Below are 24,852 nucleotides of genomic sequence, written 5' to 3' on the forward strand. Positions count from 1 at the left end.
GGTATTCCTCTTCCCATCGGGGTGGTCGGGAGTCATGATCGCCGGTCCAGTTCGTAGACGATCGTGCGGTGGGCCATCCGGGTGGAGACGACCTCGAACCCTTCACTCTCCAGCGCACCGAGGTCGCTGCCCCGGACGTTGTCGGGGCTGCCCGTGATTTCGACCAGCCACACCCGATCGGCGGGCGCGAGGCGGGCCGTGACGTCGGCGACCGGGTAGGTGGTGTCCCACAGTCGTCCTCTGGCCTGGTACGGCGTCTTGAGGGTGACGTCCCGCAGGCCCCGGAAATCGTCGGGGTAGAGGTGCAGCGCCAGCCGGGGGCGCTGGCGGGGGGCGGTCGTTTCGTCGAACACGACGGCATCACCGGGCCGCGCTTGCCGACCGAGGATCGCGGAGGCCTGGGCCAGGTCGCTGCCGGCGTCTTTGGCGTAGGGGCCGCGCTGGAGCACGTCGGTGGGGGCAGCCAGGACCAGCAGGAGCAGCAACAGGGCGATCCGAGCCGACCGGGGCCTGACAGCGTCGATGCCGGCGGCCAGGGACAGGGCGACCGCGGGCACACAGAAGGAGACGTAGCGGAGGTTGTAGGCGGGGGTCGCCGCGTTGAGCCCCAGCAGGGCCAGCGTCGGAAGGACCACCCAGAGCAGCGCGAGCAGAACAGGAGGCGGGTTGCCGGGGCTTCGCCGCCACGCCCCGATCGCGGCGACGGCGGCAACACCGAGCAACAGCCAGCCGGCAGCGGCGAGGAACGGGTTCCCGAACCACTGGGCGACCACGACCGACTGTGCCGTGGCGTACCCGCGATGGGCCAGGAAAGCGATTTGTTCTCGTTGGGCATACCCCAGCAGAACGATCGGAAGGGCCATTACGACGGCGACGCCGGCCGCCGGTGCCCACTCCTTCAGGTGGTCCCGGCCGGCCCGGGAGCTGAGGAGGAAAGCCCCGTGCACCCCCAGAAGCAGCCCGAGGTAGAGGAACACGTAGATTCCGACGGCCAGGCCGACCGCGTAACCGGCCCAGGCGAGACGGCGGGACACCACGGAGCCGAACCGGTGCCGGAGGAGGATCAGGAACAGGATCGTGACCCAGACCGCGATGGCGGTGGAGGAAGCGTACGAGCGAGCGTCAGCCCCGAGGTAGCTGGTGCGGGGCAGCACCGTGCAGATGACGGCGGCGACGATACCCGCGTTCCGGCTCAGCAGCATCCGCCCGAGGACGAACGTTCCGGCGACGACGAAGCCGACGGCGATCGCGCTGGGCAGTCGCACCGAGAGCTCCGAGGCGCCGAACACCTGAATCCAGAAGTGCAGGAAGAGGTAGTAGACGCCGTGCACCGCGTCGATGTTCTTCAGCATGTCGATCAGGGTGGGCAGCGAGCGCTCAGCCGACATCACACTCGCGGCTTCGTCGCCCCAGAAAGAGGGGATCCACGAGCCGGCAAACGACACGACGAAGCCGACTGCTCCGAGGCCCGCTGCCAGGCGCCACCGGTCTGAGCTCGGGCGCGCGGCCGGCTCGATCCCAGCGGAGGTCCGAGCGAGCGTTGAGGTCATAGTGCAATGCTCGGCGGCGAAAATGACGATGTACCGGTAAATCAGGGGTTTTAAGTTGTAACTGTGTACAGGAAGCGCCGGGTATGACCTCCGGGCGCGTTCCCCGGGCGATGAAGTAGTTTTGTGGACATGCGGGACGGGAGAATCCACCAGTGAGATCGATCCTCATCGTCGAAGACGATGCGCAGATGGGCCTCGCTCTCGAGCGCGGGATCCAGGCGGAGGGGTATGAGACCGTGCTCGTGGACAACGGTGTCGACGCGCTGATCAACCTGGCGAACAGAAAATTCGCCGCGGCCGTCGTCGACGTGATGCTGCCCCGGATGTCCGGCTTCGAGATCTGCCGGCACGTGCGCGAAACGGGCAACGCCATGCCCCTGCTTCTGCTCACCGCGCGTGATGCCGTCGATGACCGGGTGACCGGGCTCGATGCCGGCGCGGACGACTACCTGACCAAGCCGTTCAGCTTCGCCGAGCTGGCCGCGAGGATCCGGGCGCTGATCCGGCGAGACCCGGCGGAGCAGTGGATCAAGGTCACCGCGGGCGACGTGACGCTGGATTCCCAGTCCCGAAAAGGGCAGGCCGGCGGGCATCCGCTTTCGCTCAGCCCCAATGAGTTCATGTTGTTGCGAGGATTGATCACCCAGCTGGAGGTGCCGTTCACCCGGCAGGAGATTCTCGAGTCCGTCTGGGGGACGGCGACGCACATCGACGCCAACATCGTGGAACAGTACGTCAGCACGTTGCGCAAGAAGCTGTCGGCCCGAGGCAGCAACGTGTCCATCGTCACCGTGCGTGGTGTGGGTTACCTCGCGAAGGTCGACGAGTGACCTGGATCCGACGGCTGTCGATCCGCTGGAAGATCACCATCGGCAGTGTCCTCGTCGCAGCCGTGCTGCTGACGGCGGCCTCGTTCATCTTCCGGTTGCAGATGGAGCAGGTGCAGATCAACTCCGACAAGAAGTTGCTCTACGACGCCAGCACCCCGTACCTGACGGACATCCAGTCGCATCCGGACCAGATCGACCCGCCGGCCGGGGAACAGCATGTGGCCGTTGTGAGTCCGGACGGGGCGGTCGTCGTCAGTAATCTTCCGGACGCGCTGTCCGACGGGCTGGGCCGCCTCACCGAGCTGGCGGACGGCTCCCACATCGTCCACGAACCGCGCGCCGACTACCTGGTGGTCGTGCGCACGGTCCCCACAGCGGATGGTGCGTGGCACGTGGTGGCGACGCGCGACCTGCGATTGACGGCGATCGTGCTGGCGAACGTGACGAAGGTGCTGATCATCGGCGCCGTGATGCTGCTCGCGGGGTTCGGACTGGCGTCGTGGCTCCTGACCACGGCGGCGTTGCGACCCGTCTCGCAGATGCGGCGTCGTGCCGAAGAACTTCGCGCCAGCGGGTCTTCCGAACCCCTGCCGGTAGGTCCGGCCCAGGATGAACTAGCCGATCTCGCCATCACCCTGAACGACTTCATCGCCAGTGTCCGCTCCACCGCCGCCAGGGAAAAGCAGATGGTCTCTGATGCCAGCCATGAACTGCGCACCCCGATCGCCCTGCTCAAGATCCAGCTCGAGCTCGCCCACCTGAGCGAGGGCAACGCGACTGCCCTCACGGACGACCTGCGCCTGGCCGAAAACTCCGTGGATCGGCTGTCCGTGCTGGCGACGAACCTGCTCACCCTGTCATCGCTCGACGCCGGGCAGATTGCGCAGTCCTCACCCTGGCGGGAACTCAGCGCCGAGTTCGCCGCCGCATCGGACCGGGCTCGGCTGCTGGCCCTGGACAAGTCCATCGCCGTGGAGTTCGACGTGGAGGACGCCTCGGACGACCTCGAATACCCGATCGCCGTGGCGCACTTCGCCCAGGTCGTCGACAATCTGATCAGCAACGCGCTGCGGGCAGCGCCGGAGTCGGGGGAGGTCCACGCGCGGCTGGTGCAGCACGGCACCGAACTTCGGCTGTCGGTCGAAGACACCGGGCCAGGGATGCCGGACGATTTCATCGGCATCGCGTTCGACCGCTTCACCCGCCCGGACGGGCAAAGAGGGGGCGCCCTCGGCGGCAGCGGCCTCGGGTTGGCCATCGTCCGGGCAATCGTCTCGAGCTCGAGGGGCGGAGTCCGGCTCGCCAACCGGCCGGGCGGCGGTTTCACGGCTACAGTGACCATTCCGCAGTCCCCATCCGGCCAGCAGCCCCCGCCCTTTCTGCAGGCAGGGTCCACGGCCGCCGAGCCGACGGTTCCCGCGGAACACGGAGAGCGATGAGCGCGCGTCAGCCCGGGCGCCTGCTGGACACCACCTTCCGCGTCAGCGTGATCCTGAAAGGCCTCGACGGGGTCCTGGAGATCGTCGGCGGCGTCCTGCTGCTGCTGGTGTCGCCCGCGCAGATCGGGGCGATCACCCGGTTCCTGACCCAGCACGAGCTCTCCGAAGACCCGCACGACCTGGTCGCTAACGGCCTGCGGCACCTCGCCGACGGAATCAGCGTGTCCGCCTCGATCTTCGCGGCGGTCTATCTGCTCCTCCACGGGCTGGTGAAAGTCGTGCTCGTCTGGGCGGTGCTCAGGGACAAACTGTGGGCGTATCCGTGGATGATCGGGTTCCTCCTGGTCTTCATCGTGTACCAGTGCTACCAGCTGGCGGTGGCCTTCTCCTGGGGCATCGTGGCCCTCACCGCGTTCGACCTCATCGTCGTCTACCTCACCTGGCGGGAGTACGGAATCCACCGGGCCCGGCGGGCCGACGCGGAGCGCAGTGCGGCCTGACCGCGACCGGCGGGCGCCCGGGCGCAGCGGACGCCCAGAGGAATAGGGCAGGATCGAAGGATCATGGCTACCCTCACCGCCCTCCCGCACGTCACCGATCCCGACGTGCTCTTCGAGGCCTTCGAAACGTGGGCGGGGGAGCAGGAGCTGTCACTGTACCCGGCCCAGGAGGAAGCCCTGATCGAGATCGTGTCGGGGGCGAACCTGATCCTGAGCACCCCGACCGGGACCGGCAAATCGCTCGTCGCCGTCGGCGCACACTTCGCCGCGCTCTCGGCCGGCAAGCGCAGCTTCTACACCGCGCCGATCAAGGCCCTCGTCAGCGAGAAGTTCTTCGCGCTGGTCGAGATCTTCGGCGCCGAGAACGTGGGCATGATGACCGGCGACTCCTCGGTCAACTCGGATGCCCCGATCATCTGCTGCACGGCGGAGATCCTCGCCAACTTGGCGCTGCGAAACGGCGAGGACACCCCCGTCGACCAGGTCGTGATGGACGAATTCCACTTCTACGGCGACCCGGACCGCGGCTGGGCCTGGCAGGTGCCGCTGCTGCTGCTGCCGCGGGTGCAGTTCATCCTGATGTCGGCGACCCTCGGCGACGTCACCTTCATCGCCGACGACCTCTCCCGGCGCACCGGCCGGCCCACCGCGGTCGTCACCGGGGTCGAACGGCCGGTGCCGCTGCACTACTACTACGAGACCACGCCCGTGCACGAGACGGTCGAGGAGCTGCTCAAGACCGGGCAAGCGCCGGTCTACATCGTGCACTTCGCGCAGGCCGCCGCCCTCGAACGGGCGCAGGCGCTCAGCAGCGTCAAGGTCGCCACCAAGGAACAGAAGGAGGCGATCGCCGACCTGATCGGCGAGTTCCGCTTCACCACGAGCTTCGGCAAAACGCTGTCCCGGCTGATCCGGATGGGGATCGGCGTGCACCACGCCGGCATGCTGCCCAAGTACCGGCGCCTGGTCGAGCAGCTCGCCCAGCGCGGCCTGCTCCGGGTGATCTGCGGCACGGACACCCTGGGCGTGGGCATCAACGTGCCCATCCGCACGGTGCTGTTCACCGCGCTGACCAAGTACGACGGCGTCAAGATGCGCCAGCTCAACGCCCGCGAATTCCACCAGATCGCCGGACGCGCGGGCCGGGCCGGCTACGACACGGCCGGAACCGTGGTCATCCAGGCGCCCGACCATGAGACCGACAACCTCAAGGCGGTCGAAAAGGCCGGCGACGACCCGAAGAAGAAGCGCAAGATCATCCGCAAGAAGGCGCCCGTGGGATTCGTCTCCTGGGGTGAGCCGTCCTTCCAGCGGCTCGTTGCGGCCGAACCGGAAACCATGAACTCGAGCATGCAGATGACCGCGGCCATGCTGATCAACGTGATCGGCCGCGGCGGGGACGCGTTCGCCCATGTCTACGACCTCATCTTCGACAACCACGAACCGTGGAAGCGTCAGCTCGCGCACGCCCGGCGCGCCCTGGGGATCTACAAGACCCTGCGGGCGGCGGGGATCGTGGAACAGAGCGCGGGCGGGGACATCCGTCTGACCGTCGACCTGCAGCCCAACTTCGCCCTCAACCAGCCCCTGTCGCCGTTCGCGCTCGCCGCCTTCGACCTGCTCGACGCCGACCCCGACGTGGCCGGCCCGGGCAGCGGCCACTACGCCCTCGACATGATCTCCATCCTCGAGGCCACCCTCGACGACCCGCGCCCGGTGCTGATGGGACAGCAGTTCGCGGCCCGCGGCGAGGCCGTGAACGCGATGAAGCGCGAGGGCGTCGAATACGACGAACGGATGGCGCTGCTCGAGGAGGTCACCTGGCCCAAGCCGCTCGAGGAGCTGCTGGACTACACCTTCGCCACCTACAAGGAATCCCAGCCCTGGATCGCCGACTTCGAGCTCAGCCCGAAGACCGTCGTGCGGGACATGTACGAGCGGGCGATGTCGTTCGGCGAGTTCGTGGCCTACTACAAGCTCGCCCGCAGCGAGGGCGTCGTGCTCCGCTACCTCTCGGACGCCTACCGGGCGGCCCGGCAGACCATCCCGGACGACGCCAAGACCGAGGACTTGCTCGACCTGATCGAGTGGCTGGGCGAACTCGTGCGCCAGGTGGACTCGAGCCTGCTCGACGAGTGGGAGGAGCTCATCCACCCGGACCTGGCCGTGCACTCGGATGCCGCGCAGTCGGTGCTGCCGCCGGCGCCGCGCCGCCTGACCACCAACACCCGCGCGTTCCGCATCCTGGTGCGCAACGAACTGTTCCGGCGGGTGCAGCTGGCCGCGCTCGAGAACTACGATGCGCTGGGCGAACTCGACCGGGAACACGGCTTCCACGCGGATGCCTGGGGCGACGCCATGGACGGCTACTACGCCGAGCATGACGAGCTGCTCACCGGGGCGAATGCGCGCAGTGCCGGCCTGTTGATCCTGGAGGAGGGTGCATCCGTCTGGACCGCCCGGCAGATCTTCGACGACCCGGCGGGGGACCACGACTGGGGCATCAGCGCCACGGTCGACCTGGCCGCATCGGACGAACTCGGCGCCGCCGTGCTGCGCGTGACCGGGGTGGACCGGCTCTAGGCGAGTCGGTGCCGGGGAGCCCGTGCCGGGGAGCCGTCCGCGGAGTACCGTGGGGAACATGCCCCAGTTTCAGCCTGCAACGGCCCCCATCCGCACCGGCCTGATCGGTTTCGGCACCTCCGGGCGCGTCTTCCATAGCCCGCTCCTCGCCGCGAACCCCGACTTCTCGCTGGACCTGATCGTGACGCGGGACCCGGCCCGGCTCAACGCCGCGGCGACCCGATACCCTCAGGCGCGCCTGGTGCCGACCGTGGAAGACCTGTTCGCGGCCGCCGACGACCTGGACCTGGTCGTGATCGGCTCCCCGTCGGCCACCCACGTCGAGCTCGCGAACGCCGCCCTCGACGCCGGCCTTGCCGTGGTCGTCGACAAGCCGTTCGCAGTGAAACCATGGGAGGGCCGTGACCTGATCGAGAAGGCCCGGCGACTCGGTTTGCTCCTCACCGTGTTCCAGAACCGGCGCTGGGACGGCGACTTCCTCACGCTGCGTGCGCTGCTCGCCGAGGGGGCGCTGGGTGAGGTGCGCCGGTTTGAGTCCCGGTTCGAGTGGTGGAAGCCGGAACAGACCAAGTCGTGGAAGGTCGGCGCGACCATCCAGCAGGGTGGCGGGGTACTCTTCGACCTCGGCGCACACCTGATCGACCAGGCCCTGCAGCTCTTCGGCCCGGTCGATGACGTCTACGCGGAGACCCTGACCCGGCGCCCGGGCGGCGCCGCCGATGACGACACCTTCGTCGCCCTCCATCACGGGTCTGGGGTGCGCTCACACCTGTGGATGAACGGCATCGCCGCGCAGGTCGGCCCACGCTTCCGCGTGCTCGGCTCCGAATCCGGGTACACCAAGTGGGGCCTCGACGGCCAGGAGACCGCCCTCGCGGCAGGCGCCAGCCCGACCGACCCGGACTTCGGGGTGGACCCGGAATCCGCCTGGGGCATGCTCGGCCGTGACGGCGCGCTGACCCGAGTGCCCACCGAGCGCGGCGCCTACGGGGCGTTCTACAGCGGACTGGCCGACGCCCTGCTGCGCGGGGGGCCGGTCCCGGTCGACCCGGAGGACGCGCTGCGCGTGATCAACGTGATCGAGCGCGTGAACCTGCTGACGCACTAGACGGTTCCGCGGCTCGCGGTGCTGGTTCCCGCTGCCGGTCGGGCTCGCACCGCGGCTCCCGCCGCCGGTTCCCCGGCCGGGGTCCGCACGTCCCCTAACCAATTCGACGGAGATTTTGCCCGAAACGACCCCGAATGCCCTGATTTAGGGCATTTTCGGCAGAATCTCCGTCGAATTCGTTCAGCGGCCGGCGGCTGGTGGGCCGGACGAGGGGCGGCCGGCGGTGGGTGCGGCGGGCGGCGGGTGCGGCGGCCGGTGGGCGGCGCTGCTAGCGGGTGGTGGTCCAGTCCAGGTTGATGACATCGCGGATGTAGATGTCCTCGCCGAGCCCCGACACCGACGGGTTCATCCGCAGCAGCTGCTGTACCGGCACGTCGAAACGCTGCGCGATCGCGAAGAAATCGTCTCCCTCGACCACGGTGTAGCTGAGCAGGTTGCCCGACCCGTCCCGGGTCGCCGCGCCCAGGGCGCCCGCCGTGGAGCCCAGGTCGTTTGCCGGGCCCTCGGGCAGCGGTTCGGCCGGGGCGGCCTCCGCATTGGGCGTGATGGTGGGCGCCGGTGCCGGCAGAGCAGGCGGGACCGGCACCGCAGCAGGAGTGGGGGTGGGTGTGGGCGTCGGCGTGGGCGTGACCGTCACGGTCGCCGTGACGACGGGTGCCGGCGCGGCGGCGCATCCGGCCAGGCCCAGCAGCGCAGCCGCCACTACCGTGATGCCGAGCCCACCGGCTGCCAGGCGACGCTGTGTGGAGCGCATTTTCCCCCCAAGGTGAGCGCCGCGCGTCCCCCGCACGGCAGTGTCAGTCTAGGCCGCGGTTCAGCATTCGATGACGTTGACCGCCAGGCCGCCCTCGCTGGTCTCCTTGTACTTGGTCATCATGTCCAGGCCGGTCTGGCGCATGGTTTCGATCACGGTGTCCAGGGAGACGAGATGGGTGCCGTCCCCGTGCAAGGCCAGCCGGGCTGCCGACACCGCGGTGGAGGCCGCGATCGCGTTCCGTTCGATGCAGGGCACCTGCACGAGGCCGCCGACGGGGTCGCAGGTCAGGCCCAGGTGGTGCTCCATCGCGATCTCGGCGGCGTTCTCCACCTGTCGCGGTGTGCCGCCGAGCACGGCGCAGAGGGCAGCGGATGCCATCGCGCAGGCCGATCCGACCTCGGCCTGGCAGCCGCCCTCCGCCCCGGAGATCGAGGCATTGGCCTTGACCAGCGAGCCGATCGCAACGGCGGTCAACAGGTAGCGACGGATGCCGGCGGCATCCGCCCCCGGTACGAACCTCAGGTAGTAGTGGCCGACCGCCGGGATGATGCCCGCGGCGCCGTTGGTCGGGGCCGTCACCACCCGCCCGCCGGAGGCGTTCTCCTCGTTGACGGCGAGGGCGAAAGCGTGCAGCCACTCGGTCGAGGTGTCGCGCTCCCGCTTCGGCAGCCGGTCATATTCTTCCAGCTGCATACGGACCGCGGCGGCCCGTCGCTTGACCTTGAGCCCGCCGGGGAGCGTGCCGGTGGCCACGAGGCCGGCCTCCACGCAGACGTGCATCGCGTCCCAGATCGCGTCGAGGCCGGCCTCGAGTCCGTCGGCGCCGTGGATGGACTCCTCGTTGGCGCGGGCGACGTCGCAGATGCCGAATCCGTGCTCGTCGCACAGGGCCAGCAGCTCCGCGCTGGAGGAGAACTGCAGCGGCTGGGTCCGGGTCGTGCGGGGTCCCGCGGTGTCGCCGTCGCGGCGGATGAACCCGCCGCCGATCGAGTACCACGTCTCTTCGAACAGGGGCCGGGCATCCATGCCCCACGCCGTCAGGGTCAGCGCGTTCGGGTGGCCGGGCAGGCGGGTGCGCGGTTCGAAGGTGATGTCGTCCCGCGCCACCGGGATCTCGTGACCGTGCAGCACCAGGATGGCGTCGGCGGGCAGGCCGGACCAGGCGGTGCGCACCGCGGCCGGGTCGCAGGTCTCGGGCCGGAGCCCGGCCAGACCGGCCAGGACGGCGTCGGGCGTGCCGTGGCCGAGCCCGGTCGAACCCAGCGAGCCGAACAGCGCACAGCTGATCCGGGTGACGAGGGGCAGCGTGCCCGAGTCGAGGAGGTGGTCGGCGAAGGTGCGGGCGGCCCGCATGGGGCCGACCGTGTGGGAACTGGAAGGGCCGATCCCGATGGAGAAGAGGTCGAGGGCCGACACGTACGCTGTCATCCGACCATCGTAACCGCGCCCCGCTCCCGGACGGCGTCAGGTCGGCGGATGGTCGTGCGCGCCGTGATCTGCACCGACGCGGCTCGGTCGCCGCCCACCATCCCGTCCGCGTCGGGCAGGATGGGGGCATGGACGAGAACGTGGAGACCGTCGTCATCGGCGGCGGGGCGATGGGGTCGGCGACGGCGTGGCAGCTGGTCCGGCGGGGGCGCCCGGTCACCCTGCTGGAACGCTTCGAGCCGGGGCACCTCAACGGGGCCTCGCACGGCGCCTCCCGCAACTTCAACACCGCCTATGCTGACCCGACCTATGTCGGCATGCTCGCCGAGGCGTTGCCGCTCTGGCGGGAGCTGGAAGAGGAGACGGGCAGTGCGCTGCTGGCCCAGGTCGGAGTCGTCAACCACGGCGCGAACCCGGCGTTCGACCGGGTGGCGGAGGCGCTGACCGGCGCGGGGCTGGGGGCCGAGTTCCTGGTGCCGGAGGCCGCGGCCGAACGCTGGCCGGGCATCCGCTTCGATGGGCGGGTGCTGCACAATCCGGACGCCGGTCGATTGAACGCGGATGCCGCGGTGACCGCACTGCAGGCCGCGGCCGTCGCCGCCGGGGCTTCGGTCAGGCACGGCGTCCGGGTGCTGCGTCTGGACGTTCAGGGCGACGACCGGGTTCGCGTGACCCACGAGAACGGCAGCATCACGGCCCGGCGCGTGGTCGTCACGGTCGGGGCCTGGACCAGCGGCCTGCTCGCGGGCGTGCTTGCGACGCCCCGCCTCACGGTGACGCAGGAGCAGCCGGCGCACTTCGCCCTGCGCGACACCACGCCGGCCGCGCTGCACCGGGCAGGGACCGAGTGGCCCGGCTTCAACCATGCGCCCGACCGGTCGGACCCGCGCTACGCGTGGTGGTACTCACCGGTCTACGGCATGTACACCCCGGGGCAGGGGGTCAAGGCCGGCTGGCACGGCGTGGGCCCGGGGACCGACCCGGATGCGCGCAGCTTCCGCCCGGAGCCGGTGCAGCTCGCCGCCCTGCAGCGGTACGTGCGCGAGTGGCTGCCCGGCGCCGACGCCGACGTGCTGGAGCCGGTGACCTGCACGTACACGACCACGGTCGACGAGGACTTCGTGCTCGACCGGGTGGGCCCAGTGATCGTCGGCGCTGGCTTCAGCGGACACGGCTTCAAGTTCACGCCGTCGGTCGGCCGGATCCTCGCCGACCTGGTCACGGGCGCCGCCCCCGCCCCGTCGCGCTTCGCCCTCAACCGCACGCCGAACGCGGGCCCCGGCGGCTGGCTCGCCCGCGCCTGAGCGGAGCCGCGCCTGAACGGACCCGCGGTGTCCGGCGTCGACCCAATTCGACGGAGATTCGGCTCTAAAAACACGTTTCCGGCCTGTTTTGGGGCGATTTGGGCAGAATCTCCGTCGAATTCGTTGGGGCGAAGGTGCGGGCAGGTGAGTCTCGGGCAGGACGGATGCGCCCCGGGAAGGGCGGCTGCGCCCCGGGAAGGGCGGCTGCGCCCCGGTCAGGACAGGTGCGCCACGGGAAGGGCGGCTGCGTCCCCGTCAGGAGAGCTGCACCGCCGCCAGCGCGAGCGCCGCGATCAGGGTCCAGGAGAGTAGGCCGACGGTCAGGGCGCGGCCGCCCGTGCGGGCGAGCGAGCGCAGGTTCACGGCTGCTCCAAGCCCGAAGAGCGCGGCGGCGAGCAGATACGTCTGAACGGTGTCCGCGGCGACGAGCACGGCATCGGGCAGCGGCGCGACCGTGCGCACGAGCACCGCAACCAGGAACCCGGCCACGAACAGGGGCATGATCGGGGTGCGGCGGGTCGGGGCATCCGTCGCCGGGGCGCCCTGCTGCCGGAGTGCGTCGAGGCGGCGCTCCCGCAGGCCGACCACCGCGACGAGCGGGGCGAGCATGAGCACCCGGGTGAGTTTCACGACCACGGCCACGCCCAGCGCGGCCGTCCCGGCGACCTGGGCGGTGGCGACCACCTGCCCGACGTCGTGCACGCCGGCGCCGACCCAGTGCCCGAATTGCAGGTCGGTCAGGCCCAGCGGATGCCACAGCAGCGGCAGCACGGCAATGGCGAGCGTGCCGCAGAGGGTCACCAGCGCGATCGGGGTGGCGGTCTCCTCATCCTTCGCCCTGACGACCCCGCCCACCGCACCGATGGCGGAGGCGCCGCAGACGGAGAAGCCGGTCGCGATCAGGAGCGGCTGATGCCCGGTCAGGCCGATCCGGCGGCCGAGCCAGAGGGTGCCCAGGAATGTGAGCAGCACGATGGCCACGGTGCTGAGGATGGTCACCCAGCCGAGGCTCGCAATGTCCACGAGGCTGAGCTTGAGGCCGAGCAGCACGATGCCCAGGCGCATGAAGCGGCTCGCGGCCAGGGACAGGCCCGGGGCGAGGACCCCGGTCAGGGCCGGGCGGGCGACTGGGACGTTGCCGGCGACGATGCCGAGGACGACCGCGACCGTGAGGAGCGGCAGCGACGGGACCAGCGCGTGGACGGTGCCGGCGAGTACGGCGGTGGAGGCCGCGACGAGCACTCCCGGCAGCCACATTGCGCCAAGTTTACGGGCGGCGGCCCGTGCGCTCGGCGCCGAACCGTGAGAAAAGCCCCTCTCCCGGGCGGGAAAAGGGGCTTTGCTCACGGTTCGGCGGGGCTTCGCGGCGGTCTCTGTGCTCGGGCTCCGCGGCAGGTCTAGCGGTGGTGGAACCGCGCGACCATCGGGCAGTCGAACGGGTCACGGGCGCCGAGGCCGACCTTGTTCAGGTAGGCGATCACGATGCCGTACGACTCGAAGAGCGAGGTCTCCGTGTAGAGGATATTGTGCGACTGGCAGTATTCCTTGGTGATTTCCTGGGCCTTGCGCAGGTGCGGCCGGGCCATGTTCGGGAACAGGTGGTGCTCCACCTGGTAGTTGAGGCCGCCCATGAACGTGTCCATGAAGGTTCCGCCGCGGATGTTGCGGGAGGTCAGCACCTGGCGACGCAGGAAGTCGACCTTGCTCTCGTGTGGGAGCTGCGGCATGCCCTTGTGGTTGGGGGCGAAGGACGCTCCCATGTACACGCCGAAGACGGCCAGCTGCACTCCGATGAAGGCGAACGCCATGCCCAGCGGCAGGAAGTAGAAGATCACGGCGACGTACAGCAGGATGCGCGTGGTGAGCATGGTGATCTCGAGCCAGCGCTTGTCGACCTTCTTGCGGCCGAAGACCGTCTTGAAGCCCTGCACGTGCAGGTTGAAGCCCTCGGCCATCAGCAGCGGGAAGAACAGGTAGCCCTGCTTGCGGGTGACGAAGGAGCCGACCCAGCTCACCTTGGCGGCGTCTTCTTCACGGAAGACGATGAAGTCCGGTTCGATGTCCGGGTCCTTGCCGATGACGTTCGGGTTGGCGTGGTGACGGCTGTGCTTGTTCATCCACCAGGCGTAGCTGATGCCGACGAACAGGTTCGCGAGGATGCGGCCGGCGGCATCGTTGGCCTTGCCGGACTGGAACACCTGCCGGTGCGAGGCCTCGTGGGCGAGGAACGCGAACTGGGTCAGGATGATGCCGAGAACGCCGGCGATGATGAGCTGGTACCAGCTGTCGCCGAGCAGGACGAAACCGGTTGCGGCCCCGGCGGTGGCCAGGATCAACATCGAAAAAACAAACCAGTAGAAACCGGTGGCCCGCTTCAGCAGGCCAAGATTGCGCACGGTGTGCAGCAGCGATGAATACTCGGTAGTGGGGTTTTTCGAATCGCCACCCGGGCGAGTCTTGACAATGCGCACCGTGGGTGCAGCTGCAGCTTCCGACATGAGGCCTTTGGTTGGTGTCTGGACTTCTCAGCCGGTGATGGAGCAAATACTCGCGAAACAGATATCTGTATCCTATGGGCGCAATCCCCTTGCGGGGGGTGTTTTCACACCTGTTTCCCAGTCGCTATATGCCATCGGCGGCATATGAAGGAGCTGCGGTTTCACCGAATCTGGTCGGGAATCAGCGCCAGCCGGGAAGCCAGATGTGCAGCTGCCAGTACTGCAGAGACGTCTGGGTGCCGGTCCAGAGCGGGTAGAAGAAGGCGCTGACGACGGTGGCGGCGATCAGGAATGCCAGCACGAGCCAGCGGGCCTGGGCTGGCGCGGCATCCGGCGCCGCTGCACCTGGCGGGGCGGCATCCGTCAACGAGGCATCCGTCACCGCGGCATCCGTCACGTCCCCGGAGGTGGCAGCAGGGGCGGCGTCCGTCGGGGCCAGGCGGAGGATGACGCCGATCACGAAGGTGAGGCCGAGCAGCAGGTACGGCTCGAACGTGATCGTGTAGAACTGGAACACCGTGCGGTTCAGATACATCAGCCAGGGCAGGTAGCCGGCGACCAGGCCCATCAGGATCAGGCCGACGCGCCATTCCCGGTACCGGGCCAGACGGTAGACGAGGTAGAAGATCGCGGCCGTTGCCGCCCACCAGATCAGCGGGTTGGCGATCCCCGTTATCGCTTCGGAGCAGGTTCCGGTGCCGCAGCCGTTCTCGCCCAGCGAGGAGCCGCGGTAGTACATGCTGGTCGGCCGGATCATGAACAGCCAGGTCAGCGGGTTGGCCTGGTACGGATGCGGCGTGCTGAGGCCCACATGGTAGGTGTACGCGGCCACCTGGTAGTGCCAGAAGCTCTGCACCGTGCCCGGCACCCAGGCGAGGGCGCCCGTCCACGCGGCCCCGGGGGAGGACGCCCAGTCGCGGTAGTACCCGCCGGCGGTCACGAACCAGCCGGTCCAGGCGACGAGGTAGGTGACCACGGCGATCGGGACGGTCAGCAGAAAAGTGGCGGGTGCCTGCTTCAGCAGCGCGGCGCTCCACCAGAACGGGATTCCGGCCCGCCGCCGGGCGAGGGCGTCCACCACCACGAGGTAGACGCCGAATGCGGCCAGGAAGTAGAAGCCCGACCACTTGACGCTGCTGGTGAGGCCGAACGCCAGCCCCGCGGCGAGCAGCCAGGGCCGCCACCAGAGGGCCGGGCCCCAGCCGGGGTCGCGCCCGGCGTCCCGCTCTCGCGCCACCCGGGCGGCCAGCCGCCCGGCGTGCCAGTCCCGGTCGAGCAGCACGGCACCGAAACCGAGCAGGGCGAAGAACATCACGTAGTTGTCGAGCAGGGCCACCCGGGACATGACGATGGCGTTGCCGTCGATGGCGAACAGGAACCCGGCGATCACGGCCAGCAGGGTCGACCCGAGGAGCCTCTTCGCGATCAGCATCAGCAGCACGACCGCCAGCACGCCGATCAGGGCGGTCATGATGCGCCAGCCCCAGCTGCTGTCGGGCCCGAAGGCCGCCATCCCCAGCGCGATCAGCCACTTTCCGAGCGGGGGATGCACCACGAACGACGGGGCGGTGAGGAAGATGTGGGTCTGGCCGGCCGCGAAGAGGGTATCCGCCTGGTCGGGCCAGGTCGATTCGTAGCCGTGGTTGAAAAGTGTCCAGGCATCCTTGACGTAGAAGGTCTCATCGAAGACCAGCGAGTGCGGGCTGCCGAGGTTCCACAGGCGCAGAACCGCGGCCAGGATGGTCACCGCGAGGGGGCCGGCCCAGCGGAACGCGCGGTTAGTGAGGAACACCTGACCATCGTAGTGAGCCGGGGCTGCGAGACTGGGAGCATGATCATCCTCGCTGCCACCCCGATCGGAAACCTGGGCGACGCGTCGGCGCGTTTGGTTGAGGCCCTGACGACGATGTCGATCATCGCCGCCGAGGACACCCGGGTCACGGTGCACCTGCTCAAGGCGCTCGGCGTCGAGAACCGCCCCCGGCTGATCAGCCTGCACGACCACAACGAACGCGGCAAGGCGGCCGAACTCGTGGAACTGGCGCGCGACACCGACATCCTCGTCCTCAGCGACGCGGGGATGCCCACCGTCTCCGACCCCGGGTTCCACCTGGTGGATGCCGCCGTCGCCGCCGGCGTCGTCGTGTCGGTGCTGCCCGGGCCGTCCGCCGTGCTGGCGGCGCTCGCCGTGTCAGGGCTGCCGACCGACCGGTTCACCTTCGAAGGCTTCCTGCCCCGCAAGCACGGCGACCGCGTCTCCGCCCTGCGCGAGGTGGCCGCGGAACGGCGAACGATGGTGTTCTTCGAATCCCCCAACCGCCTGGCGGCATCCCTGACCGACCTCGCCGCGGTCCTCGGGGCCGAACGCCGGGTCGTGGTCTGCCGCGAGCTGACGAAGTTCTACGAGGAAGTGAAGCGGGGGACCGCGGCCGAGCTGGCCGAGTGGGCCGCCGCCGGGGTCAAGGGCGAGATCTGCATCGTCGTGGCCGGAGCCGAGGCGCGCGTGCTCAACCTCGAGACCGGTGTGGCCGAGGTGCTGGCGCTGGTCGCGGCCGGCACTCGCCTCAAGGATGCCGCCGCGGACGTGTCCGCCGCGTCCGGGCTCGGAAAGCGCGACCTGTACGAGGCCGCCCTGCAGCAGAAAACGGGCAAGAGCACGCCGGCCCAGGACGACTTCCAGTCACTTCCGCTCTCCTGAACCGCTGCACCGACGAGTCGCCCCGGCACATAGTTCGCCGAAGCTGACAGAGCATCCGGAGATAAGTGAGGGATACTCGGCGTTCGGGGCGCCAGTGTCGGCACCAGGCGACGTCAGAGGCAGCCCCCGGAAGGTGTGCAATGATCCGGGCCGTGAAATTCCCCAACTACGGGAGACTCGCGCTCCTCGAAATCATCGAGGAGCCCCTGCCGGTACCGGAAGCCGGGCAGGTCCTGGTCAGGGTCGAAGCGACCGGACTGAACCCCACGCCTCGGTTCCCCGCCGGGCAGGGCACCGACTTCGCGGGGGTCGTGTCGCACAGGTCGCCCCCCATGGGATCGACGCCGAACTCGACCCGGTCGTCGACGCGGCGATGTCGAGCGAACCCTGGATCAACTGGATCACCGTGGCGACCGTGGCCGATCTGGTTGCCAGCCACCGGATCGTGGTTCCCGTCGTCTCGATCTACCCGCTGGACGAGGCGCAGGATGCCTGCCGTGAACGCGAGCGGGGCGAGGCCGAGGGAATGATCGTGCTCAGGACGAATGCCGGCCGTCGCGCGCGGCACGGGCCGGGCCACCGGGCCGTGGGCCGCAGAAACAGCCCCGCCGAGTAACGGGGCCAGCTTCATCCGCTGCTCCCAATAGAATGTGACCATGTCCGACGGCTCATCTTTTTACATCACCACGCCCATTTTCTACGTGAATGATGTCCCCCACATCGGGCACGCCTATACCGAAGTGGCCGCCGACGTGCTCGCGCGCTGGCACCGCCAGTCGGGGGAGGACGCCTGGCTGCTCACCGGAACGGACGAGCACGGGCAGAAGATCCTGCGCACCGCGACCGCCAACGGCGTCACGCCGAAGGAGTGGGCCGACCGACTGGTCGAGACCGCCTGGAAGCCCCTGCTGAAGACGGTCGACATTCGAAACGACGACTTCATCCGCACCACCGACGAGCGCCACGAGGTGAACGCGCAGAAGTTCCTGCAGCACCTCTACGACGCCGGCCACATCTACACCGGCGAGTATGAGGGCTTCTACTGCGTCGGCTGTGAGGAGTACAAGCAGCCGAGCGACCTCATCGACGGCGTCGGGGAGTACGCTGGCCAGCAGGTCTGCGCCATCCACTCCATCCCGTGCGAACTGCTGCACGAGAAGAACTATTTCTTCCGGATGAGCACCTTCGCCGACAAGCTCCTCGCGCTCTACGAGGAGAACCCGAACTTCGTGCAGCCCGAATCGGCGCGCAACGAGGTCATCTCCTTCGTCAAGCAGGGCCTGTCCGATCTGTCGATCTCCCGCTCCAGCTTCGACTGGGGCATCAAGGTTCCGTGGGACGACAGTCACGTCGTCTACGTCTGGTTCGACGCGCTCCTGAACTACATCACCGCCGCCGGCTATGGCCACGACGACGAGAAGTTCAGCCGGCTCTGGCCCGCGACCCACGTGGTCGGCAAGGACATCCTGCGCTTCCACGCCGTGATCTGGCCCGCCATGCTGATGGCCGCCGGCATCGAGGTGCCCCGCCGGGTCTTCGGCCACGGCTGGCTGCTGGTGGGCGGCGAGAAGATGAGCAAGTCGAAGCTGACCGGCATCGCGCCGAGCCAGATCACCGACACGTTCGGCTCGGATGCGTTCCGCTACTACTTCATGCGCGCCATCAGCTTCGGCCAGGACGGTTCCTTCTCCTGGGAGGACCTCTCGGCCCGGTACCAGTCCGAACTCGCCAACGGCTTCGGCAACCTCGCCTCCCGCGTGATCGCCATGGTCGTGCGCTACTGCGACGGTGTGATCCCCGCCGCCGGCACGTTCGAGGAGGCTGACGAACTCATCCGCGGCACCGAGAAGAGGGTGACGGATGCCGCCACGCTGGCCATCAGCCACCTCGCCATTCACGAGGCCCTCGCCGCCGTCTGGGAGCTCGTCGACGAACTGAACGGGTACATCACCAGCCAGGAACCGTGGGCTCTCGCCAAGGACCCGGCCAACCGGGAACGGCTGGAGGCAGTGCTCCACACCGCCGTGCGCGGACTGGGCACCCTGGCCGTGCTGCTCTCGCCGGTCGTGCCCCAGGCCACCGCGAAGCTCTGGACCGCGCTTGGCGGCACCGGCCTGGTCACCGACCAGCGCATCGACCAGGCCTGGCTGTGGACCGGCGGCCCGAAGGTGTCCCCGCTGGAAGCGCTCTTCCCACGGATCGAGGCCACCGTTGGCTGACGAGCCCGGTCACGTTCGTCAGCGGGACCCGGGGGCCGGCCGCGACCTGAGCTACCCGCCGCTGCCGGTACCCCTGGTGGTGCCGGTGTACGACAACCACACCCATCTGGAGATCGCCGACGGCGAGCAGGCCCTGAGTGTGGCCGAGCAGCTCGACCGGGCGTCGAGCGTCGGCGTGCGCGGCGTCATCCAGGTCGGCGGCGACCTGGAAACCTCGCGCTGGTCGGCCGAGATGGCGGCGCGGGAGCCGCGCATGCTCGCTGCCGTCGCCATCCACCCCAACGAGGCCCCGGTGTACGAGGCGGCCGGAATCCTCGACGACGCGATCGCGGAGATCGCCGAGCTGGCGACCCGGCCCCGCGTGGTCGCTGTGGGGGAGACAGGGCTGGACTTCTTCCGCACCGGGCCCGAGGGCCATGCCAGCCAGTTGCGCTCGTTCGAAGCGCACATCGAGATCGCCAAGCGGAACGGCCTGGCCCTGCAGATCCACGACCGCGACGCCCACGAGGCCGTGATCGAGACCCTGCTGAGGGTGGGAGCCCCCGAACGCACGGTGTTCCACTGTTTCTCCGGTGACGTCGATATGGCCCGTGTCTGCGCCGACCACGGCTGGTACCTCTCCTTCGCCGGCACCGTGACCTTCAAGAACGCCGGGAACCTGCGCGAAGCCCTCGCGGCCGTGCCGCGCGCCCTGCTTCTGGTCGAAACGGATGCCCCCTTCCTCACCCCGGCGCCCTTCCGCGGTCGCCCGAACGCGCCCTACCTGCTGCCGAACACGTTGCGTGCCATGGCCGATCACCTTGAAACGGACGTCACCATGCTCGCCGCCCAGATCTCCTCGAACACCGAACTGGTCTACGGGCGGTGGGATGCCGAACCGGTGACCGCCCCCGACAGCCTGCCGAACACCAGGACGCGCCCGACTGGCGGGCTTGCATGACCCCGCCGCGCCACGGCTACGACCCGGGAGACGCAGCGGAGCCCATGCCCGGACCGGTCGCGGAGGCCGGCTCGATCTCCGAGGGCGAACCTGCCCGCGGCCGGCACGTGGCTCCGGTCGACGAGACCGCCGGCGAGGACGCACCGAGCGCCGAGGATCCATCGACCGAGCTGTCGAACGAGCCATCGACCGAGCTGTCGACCGCGACGCCCGCCGCACCCGCCGGCCGCTCGCTGCTCGGTCCCGCCGAGATCCGCGATCTGGCCGAGATGCTGGGCGTCAACCCCACCAAAAAGCTCGGCCAGAACTTCGTCATCGACGGCAACACGGTGCGCCGCATCGTCAAGGTCGCCACGATCACCCCCGCCGACACCGTGGTCGAGGTCGGGCCGGGCCTCGGCTCCCTCACCCTCGGCCTGCTCGAGACCGGTGCTCGCGTCGTGGCCGTCGAGATCGACGACCGGCTCGCCGAACAGCTTCCGATCACGGTCGAACTCATGCACCCGGGCGCGCCGCTCACCGTCATCCGTGCCGATGCGCTGAAGATCACCGAGATCCCGGGCGAACCGTCCCGCCTCGTGGCCAACCTGCCGTACAACGTGTCGGTGCCCGTGCTGCTGCACCTGCTCGAACACTTCGAGTCGATCCGCGCCGGCGTGGTGATGGTGCAGGCCGAGGTCGGCGAGCGCCTCGCCGCGCCGCCCGGCTCCAAGGTCTACGGCAGCCCGAGCGTCAAGGCCGCCTGGTACGGCCAGTTCCGCACCGCCGGCAAGGTGAGCCGGCAGGTGTTCTGGCCGGTGCCGAACGTGGACTCGATCCTGATCGCGTTCGAGCGCCGGGCCGAACCGCTCGCGTCGGAGGAGTTGCGGTTGAACACGTTCGCCCTCGTCGACGGCGCCTTCCAGCAGCGTCGCAAGATGCTGCGCCAGTCGCTGTCCTCCGTTCTCGGCGACTCCGCCACCGCCAGCGAGATCCTGACGAAGGCCGGGATCGACCCGACCGAACGCGGCGAGCAGCTCACCGTGGACGACTTCCTCGCCATCGCCCGCGCCTGGGACCACTGACCCGCGGGGCAGTAGAGCCGGTGGGGCTGGGCTAGGTTAGTCACATGACCAACGCGGCCGCTTCCCCAGTGGTGCACGCGAGGGCACCGGGCAAGATCAACGTCTTCCTCAAAGTCGGCGCCGTGCTCGAAGACGGATACCACGAGGTCGCGACGGCCTATCAGGCGGTGTCGCTGAGCGAGGATGTGCGCGCCTACCCGGCCGACGATTTCTCGGTCACGTTCGGCGGCTCCATCGACACCTCCGGACTGGCCGTCGACGGCAGCAACCTGGCCATCCGGGCCGCTCAGGCGCTGGCCCGCAAGTCCGGCTTCCGCGGCGGCGTGCGCCTGGAGATCGAGAAGAACGTGCCCATCGCCGGCGGAATGGGCGGCGGGTCCGCGGATGCCGCGGCGACTCTCCTGGCCTGCGACACCCTCTGGGGAACCGAAGCCACCCGCGACGACCTGCTCGCCATCGCCGCGACCCTGGGCGCCGACGTCCCGTTCGCGTTCACCGGCGGCACCGCGATCGGCACCGGCCGCGGCGACCAGCTCAGCCCGGCCCTCGCAAAGGGACAGTTCCATTGGGTGTTCGCCCTGGCGGACTTCGGCCTGTCCACGCCGGCTGTCTACAACGAACTGGACCGCCACCGCGAGCGTCACGCCCAGGACATCTTCCCGGCCCAGATCCAGCCCACCGTGGATGCGAACGTGCTGCAGGCGCTGCGCGCCGGCGACCCGCGGATGCTGGCGGAGGCCCTGCACAACGACCTCCAGGCGCCCGCGCTGCACCTGGCCCCCGGCCTCGGCAAGGTGCTCGAACTCGGCGAAGAGAACGGGGCGCTCGCCGGCATCCTCTCCGGCTCCGGTCCGACCGTCGCGTTCCTGGTCGCCGATGCCGACAACGCCCTCGAACTGCAGGTCGCGCTCAGCGCCTCCCGGCTGCGCGTGGTGCGGGCCACCGGCCCGGTGCACGGTGCCCGGGTCATCCACGACTAGCCCCGAACAGAAGGCGCGCGGGGCTCTCAGGCGGGGCGGGTAAACTAGGACCCTATGGCACATTTGCTCGGGGCCGAGTCCCTGCACCTTGAATTTCCCACCCGCGTCATCTTCGACAGCGTCACCGCCGGCTTGAACGAAGGCGACCGCATCGGCGTCGTCGGCCGCAACGGCGACGGCAAGTCCACCCTCATGCGCCTGCTGGCCGGGCGGATGGAGCCCGACGAGGGCCGCGTCACCCGCCGCCGCGGAGTCACGATCGGCATGCTCGACCAGTCCGACGACCTGGCCTCGGGCCAGACCGTCGGCCACACCATCGTCGGCGGCATCGACGAGCACATCTGGGCCGGCGACGCCAAGGTGCGCGACGTCATCGGGGGTCTCGTGCGGGACATCCCCTGGGACGCCCTCGTCGACGACCTCTCCGGTGGCCAGCGCCGCCGGGTGGCCCTCGCCGCCGTGCTGATCGGCGACCACGACGTCATCTTCCTCGACGAGCCCACCAACCACCTCGACGTGGAGGGCATCTCCTGGCTGGCCGGCCACCTCAAGACCCGCTGGGCCCCCAACTCCGGCGGCCTCGTGGTCGTCACTCACGACCGGTGGTTCCTGGACGAGGTCTGCAACATGACCTGGGAGGTGCACGACCGCCTGATCGAGCCCTTCGAGGGCGGCTACGCCGCGTACATCCTGCAGCGCGTCGAGCGGGACCGGATGAGCTCCGTGGTTGAAGCCAAGCGCCAGAACCTGATGAAGAAGGAACTGGCCTGGCTGCGCCGCGGAGCACCGGCCCGCACCGCCAAGCCCAAGTTCCGCATCGACGCCGCCAACGTGCTGATCGAGAACGAGCCGCCGCCCCGCGACACCGTCTCGATGCAGTCGATGGCCATGCAGCGCCTCGGCAAGGATGTCGTCGACCTGATCGACATCTCGGTGAAGTTCGGCGACAAGACCGTGCTGAACGACATCACCTGGCGGATCGCGCCCGGAGAGCGTACCGGCATCATGGGCGTCAACGGAGCCGGCAAGAGCACCCTGCTGAACCTGGTCGCCGGATCGCTTCAGCCCACCAGCGGGCACGTCAAGCGCGGCAAGACCATCAAGGTCGCCGTGCTCACCCAGCAGCTGTTCGAACTGGACGGCATCCAGAACGACCGCGTCAGCGAGGTCATCGGCCGCCAGAAGACGTCGTACATCGCCGGCGGCAAGGAAATCACCCCCGGCCAGATGCTCGAGCGGATGGGCTTCATGAGCGCGCAGCTGACCACCCAGGTCAAGGACCTCTCCGGCGGGCAGAAGCGGCGCCTGCAGCTTTTGCTGATCGTGCTCGACGAGCCGAACGTGCTGATCCTCGACGAGCCCACCAACGACCTGGACACCGACATGCTCGCGGCCATGGAGGACCTGCTCGACTCCTTCCCCGGCACACTGCTGGTCGTCTCGCACGACCGGTACCTGATCGAGCGCGTGACCGACAACCAGTACGCGGTCACCGAAGGCGCCTTCCGTCACCTTCCCGGCGGCGTGGACCAGTACCTCGAGATGCGCAAGAACCAGATCAACGGGAACGACAAGCCGGCCGCGGCGAACGAGTCGAACACGTCGGGCGGCAAGGCATCACGCAAGCTCGCCATCGGCGGCGCCGATCTGCGCAACGCCCAGAAGGAGCTCGCGTCGATCGACCGCAAGGTCGCCAAGCAGAACGCCCGGATCATCGCCCTGCACGAGAGCCTGGCCGTGCACGACCAGTCCGACTACGACGGTCTGGGCGCGCTGAGCACCGAACTGCAGGGGCTCGAGTCCGCCATCGCCGGTTTCGAAACCCGCTGGATCGAACTGTCCGAGCTGATCGAGGGCTAGGGTCGCAGATGCTGTGACCTCGTGTGACGTACGGGCGCACGAGGCGCAGCATCCGCCGATAACCTAGGGGTGTGCCTGGCGCTGCAGCGGCACAGACTCCCACCCTTCTCGTCTGGCGTGGTTCCTCTGTGCCCGAGCATTGCGCCGGCACCCACAGCCAAAGGGGAAACACATCGTGAAGAAGAGACTTCTCGCCGCGCTCGCGGTCGTACCACTGATCGCACTGCTGGCCGGTTGCGCCGCGGAATCCACCGAGTCAGACAAGACCGTCAAGATCGGCGTCGTCGGCGCCAGCGACCCGTACTGGGCCGTCTACGAAAAGGCCGCAGCGGATGCCGGCATCACGGTTGACATCGTCGACTTCGCCGAGTTCGGGCAGCCGAATCCGGCCCTCTCCGCGGGCGAACTGGACCTCAACCAGTTCCAGCACATCGTCTACCTCGCCGAGTACAACGTCGCGAGCAAGGCAGACCTGGTGCCGGTCGGCGCCACCGCGATCTACCCCCTCGCCCTCTACTCGACCCGGTACGGCAAGGTCAGCGAGATCAAGAAGGGCGACACCATCGCGGTGCCGAACGACGTCAGCAACCTGGCCCGCGCCCTGCTCGTGCTGCAGTCGGCGAAGCTGATCACGCTGAAAGACGGCGGGACCATCTACTCCACCCTCGCCGACATCGACAAGGACAAGTCCAAGGTCACCGTGACCGCACTCGAGGCGTCGCTCACCGCCACCTCGCTGCCCGACGTCGCCGGGGCGATCATCAACAACGACTTCGTCGAAAAGGCCGGCCTCAAGGTCGAAGACGCCCTCGCCCAGGACGACCCCAGCGACCCCAACGCGCTGCCGTACGTGAACATCTTCGCCGCCCGGGCCGAGGACAAGGACAACGCCACCTTCAAGAAGCTGGTCGACATCTACCAGACCACGAAGGCCGTGCAGGACGGCGTGCTCGAGGTCTCCGGCGGCTCGGCCGAACTCGTCACCACCCCCGTCGCCGATCTCGAAACCGCGCTCGCCAAGGTCGAGAAGGACACCAGGGCAAAGAAGTAGCCCCACCCGTCCCGCCCCGGGTCCGTTCGTGTGTGCCCGTTCC

20 protein-coding genes are annotated in these 24,852 nt (G+C 69.0%); 14 read left to right on the forward strand and 6 right to left on the reverse strand.

The window, feature by feature from the left end:
- Nucleotides 1-32: 32 nt before the first annotated feature.
- Nucleotides 33-1,550 carry a glycosyltransferase family 39 protein gene (locus tag E3T37_RS13695; protein ID WP_134367711.1) on the reverse strand — a complete coding sequence of 506 codons (1,518 nt, stop codon included), beginning with the start codon at nt 1,548-1,550 and terminating at the stop codon, nt 33-35.
- Nucleotides 1,551-1,702: 152 nt separating this feature from the next.
- Here E3T37_RS13695 and E3T37_RS13700 point away from each other — a divergent pair, with 152 nt between their 5' ends.
- The 5 genes from E3T37_RS13700 (at nt 1,703) to E3T37_RS13720 (ending at nt 8,010) form a co-directional block, all read left to right on the forward strand.
- Entirely contained in the window at nt 1,703-2,380 is a 678-nt protein-coding gene (locus E3T37_RS13700; protein WP_134367712.1) for a response regulator transcription factor, read from the forward strand.
- Nucleotides 2,377-3,819 (forward strand): HAMP domain-containing sensor histidine kinase, encoded by a 1,443-nt coding sequence (locus E3T37_RS13705; RefSeq protein ID WP_134367714.1) that lies wholly within the window; start codon nt 2,377-2,379, stop codon nt 3,817-3,819. The genes E3T37_RS13700 and E3T37_RS13705 overlap by 4 nt, the downstream gene beginning before the upstream one ends.
- Nucleotides 3,816-4,319 carry a DUF2127 domain-containing protein gene (locus tag E3T37_RS13710; RefSeq protein ID WP_134367716.1) on the forward strand — a complete coding sequence of 168 codons (504 nt, stop codon included), beginning with the start codon at nt 3,816-3,818 and terminating at the stop codon, nt 4,317-4,319. The genes E3T37_RS13705 and E3T37_RS13710 overlap by 4 nt, the downstream gene beginning before the upstream one ends.
- Nucleotides 4,320-4,382: 63 nt before the next feature.
- Nucleotides 4,383-6,902: an RNA helicase gene (locus tag E3T37_RS13715; protein WP_134367718.1), complete on the forward strand. Its 2,520-nt coding sequence runs from the start codon at nt 4,383-4,385 to the stop codon at nt 6,900-6,902.
- A 58-nt stretch (nt 6,903-6,960) separates the two neighbouring features.
- Entirely contained in the window at nt 6,961-8,010 is a 1,050-nt protein-coding gene (locus E3T37_RS13720; RefSeq protein ID WP_134367720.1) for a Gfo/Idh/MocA family oxidoreductase, read from the forward strand.
- 268 nt (nt 8,011-8,278) lie between these two features.
- Here E3T37_RS13720 and E3T37_RS13725 read toward each other — a convergent pair whose 3' ends face one another.
- Complete coding sequence (locus E3T37_RS13725; protein ID WP_134367722.1) at nt 8,279-8,764, reverse strand: LysM domain-containing protein; 486 nt, start codon at nt 8,762-8,764, stop codon at nt 8,279-8,281.
- Nucleotides 8,765-8,824: 60 nt separating this feature from the next.
- Nucleotides 8,825-10,195, reverse strand: coding sequence for an L-serine ammonia-lyase (locus E3T37_RS13730; protein ID WP_134367724.1), 1,371 nt, complete (start codon nt 10,193-10,195; stop codon nt 8,825-8,827).
- Between the two features lie 128 nt (nt 10,196-10,323).
- Here E3T37_RS13730 and E3T37_RS13735 point away from each other — a divergent pair, with 128 nt between their 5' ends.
- Nucleotides 10,324-11,499, forward strand: a complete 1,176-nt coding sequence (locus E3T37_RS13735; protein ID WP_134367726.1) for an FAD-dependent oxidoreductase — start codon at nt 10,324-10,326, stop codon at nt 11,497-11,499.
- A gap of 255 nt (nt 11,500-11,754) precedes the next feature.
- Here the strand turns inward: E3T37_RS13735 and E3T37_RS13740 are convergent, their stop codons facing one another.
- The 3 genes from E3T37_RS13740 to E3T37_RS13750 all read right to left on the reverse strand — a co-directional run bounded on the left by E3T37_RS13740 (nt 11,755) and on the right by E3T37_RS13750 (nt 15,789).
- Nucleotides 11,755-12,756, reverse strand: coding sequence for a YeiH family protein (locus E3T37_RS13740; protein WP_134367728.1), 1,002 nt, complete (start codon nt 12,754-12,756; stop codon nt 11,755-11,757).
- A 140-nt stretch (nt 12,757-12,896) separates the two neighbouring features.
- Nucleotides 12,897-13,997, reverse strand: a complete 1,101-nt coding sequence (locus E3T37_RS13745) for an acyl-CoA desaturase (RefSeq protein WP_134367730.1) — start codon at nt 13,995-13,997, stop codon at nt 12,897-12,899.
- A gap of 181 nt (nt 13,998-14,178) precedes the next feature.
- A complete protein-coding gene (locus E3T37_RS13750) occupies nt 14,179-15,789 on the reverse strand; it encodes a dolichyl-phosphate-mannose--protein mannosyltransferase (RefSeq protein WP_134367732.1) in 1,611 nt (536 codons plus the stop codon).
- A gap of 39 nt (nt 15,790-15,828) precedes the next feature.
- Between E3T37_RS13750 and rsmI the strand changes: the two genes are divergently transcribed.
- The 8 genes from rsmI to E3T37_RS13790 all read left to right on the forward strand — a co-directional run bounded on the left by rsmI (nt 15,829) and on the right by E3T37_RS13790 (nt 24,809).
- Nucleotides 15,829-16,695, forward strand: coding sequence for a 16S rRNA (cytidine(1402)-2'-O)-methyltransferase (gene rsmI, locus E3T37_RS13755; protein ID WP_134367734.1), 867 nt, complete (start codon nt 15,829-15,831; stop codon nt 16,693-16,695).
- Between the two features lie 373 nt (nt 16,696-17,068).
- On the forward strand, nt 17,069-17,311 hold the full coding sequence (locus E3T37_RS13760; RefSeq protein ID WP_134367736.1) for a zinc-binding dehydrogenase: 243 nt from the start codon (nt 17,069-17,071) through the stop codon (nt 17,309-17,311).
- Between the two features lie 40 nt (nt 17,312-17,351).
- The gene (gene metG / locus E3T37_RS13765; protein ID WP_134367737.1) at nt 17,352-18,914 is read left to right on the forward strand and encodes a methionine--tRNA ligase; all 1,563 of its coding nucleotides are present in this window, start codon (nt 17,352-17,354) and stop codon (nt 18,912-18,914) included.
- Nucleotides 18,907-19,854, forward strand: coding sequence for a TatD family hydrolase (locus tag E3T37_RS13770; RefSeq protein ID WP_134367739.1), 948 nt, complete (start codon nt 18,907-18,909; stop codon nt 19,852-19,854). The genes metG and E3T37_RS13770 overlap by 8 nt, the downstream gene beginning before the upstream one ends.
- 269 nt (nt 19,855-20,123) lie before the next feature.
- The gene (gene rsmA / locus E3T37_RS13775; protein ID WP_241975858.1) at nt 20,124-20,918 is read left to right on the forward strand and encodes a 16S rRNA (adenine(1518)-N(6)/adenine(1519)-N(6))-dimethyltransferase RsmA; all 795 of its coding nucleotides are present in this window, start codon (nt 20,124-20,126) and stop codon (nt 20,916-20,918) included.
- Between the two features lie 44 nt (nt 20,919-20,962).
- On the forward strand, nt 20,963-21,898 hold the full coding sequence (locus E3T37_RS13780; protein ID WP_134367741.1) for a 4-(cytidine 5'-diphospho)-2-C-methyl-D-erythritol kinase: 936 nt from the start codon (nt 20,963-20,965) through the stop codon (nt 21,896-21,898).
- A 54-nt stretch (nt 21,899-21,952) separates the two neighbouring features.
- On the forward strand, nt 21,953-23,758 hold the full coding sequence (locus E3T37_RS13785) for an ABC-F family ATP-binding cassette domain-containing protein (protein WP_134367743.1): 1,806 nt from the start codon (nt 21,953-21,955) through the stop codon (nt 23,756-23,758).
- 175 nt (nt 23,759-23,933) lie between these two features.
- Nucleotides 23,934-24,809: a MetQ/NlpA family ABC transporter substrate-binding protein gene (locus E3T37_RS13790; RefSeq protein ID WP_134367745.1), complete on the forward strand. Its 876-nt coding sequence runs from the start codon at nt 23,934-23,936 to the stop codon at nt 24,807-24,809.
- Nucleotides 24,810-24,852: the final 43 nt, after the last annotated feature.

The organism is Cryobacterium sp. TMT2-10, assembly GCF_004403075.1.
GTDB classification, from domain to species: domain Bacteria; phylum Actinomycetota; class Actinomycetes; order Actinomycetales; family Microbacteriaceae; genus Cryobacterium; species Cryobacterium shii.

What these genes read in the sequence shown, in the direction of transcription:
- E3T37_RS13695 (WP_134367711.1), bottom strand. Translation starts at nt 1,550, where the DNA reads ATGACCTCAACGCTCGCTCGGACCTCCGCTGGGATCGAGCCGGCCGCG.
- E3T37_RS13710 (WP_134367716.1), top strand. Translation starts at nt 3,816, where the DNA reads ATGAGCGCGCGTCAGCCCGGGCGCCTGCTGGACACCACCTTCCGCGTC.
- E3T37_RS13715 (WP_134367718.1), top strand. Translation starts at nt 4,383, where the DNA reads ATGGCTACCCTCACCGCCCTCCCGCACGTCACCGATCCCGACGTGCTC.
- E3T37_RS13720 (WP_134367720.1), top strand. Translation starts at nt 6,961, where the DNA reads ATGCCCCAGTTTCAGCCTGCAACGGCCCCCATCCGCACCGGCCTGATC.
- E3T37_RS13725 (WP_134367722.1), bottom strand. Translation starts at nt 8,764, where the DNA reads ATGCGCTCCACACAGCGTCGCCTGGCAGCCGGTGGGCTCGGCATCACG.
- E3T37_RS13730 (WP_134367724.1), bottom strand. Translation starts at nt 10,195, where the DNA reads ATGACAGCGTACGTGTCGGCCCTCGACCTCTTCTCCATCGGGATCGGC.
- E3T37_RS13735 (WP_134367726.1), top strand. Translation starts at nt 10,324, where the DNA reads ATGGACGAGAACGTGGAGACCGTCGTCATCGGCGGCGGGGCGATGGGG.
- E3T37_RS13740 (WP_134367728.1), bottom strand. Translation starts at nt 12,756, where the DNA reads ATGTGGCTGCCGGGAGTGCTCGTCGCGGCCTCCACCGCCGTACTCGCC.
- E3T37_RS13745 (WP_134367730.1), bottom strand. Translation starts at nt 13,997, where the DNA reads ATGTCGGAAGCTGCAGCTGCACCCACGGTGCGCATTGTCAAGACTCGC.
- rsmI (WP_134367734.1), top strand. Translation starts at nt 15,829, where the DNA reads ATGATCATCCTCGCTGCCACCCCGATCGGAAACCTGGGCGACGCGTCG.
- E3T37_RS13760 (WP_134367736.1), top strand. Translation starts at nt 17,069, where the DNA reads ATGTCGAGCGAACCCTGGATCAACTGGATCACCGTGGCGACCGTGGCC.
- metG (WP_134367737.1), top strand. Translation starts at nt 17,352, where the DNA reads ATGTCCGACGGCTCATCTTTTTACATCACCACGCCCATTTTCTACGTG.
- rsmA (WP_241975858.1), top strand. Translation starts at nt 20,124, where the DNA reads ATGCTGGGCGTCAACCCCACCAAAAAGCTCGGCCAGAACTTCGTCATC.
- E3T37_RS13780 (WP_134367741.1), top strand. Translation starts at nt 20,963, where the DNA reads ATGACCAACGCGGCCGCTTCCCCAGTGGTGCACGCGAGGGCACCGGGC.
- E3T37_RS13785 (WP_134367743.1), top strand. Translation starts at nt 21,953, where the DNA reads ATGGCACATTTGCTCGGGGCCGAGTCCCTGCACCTTGAATTTCCCACC.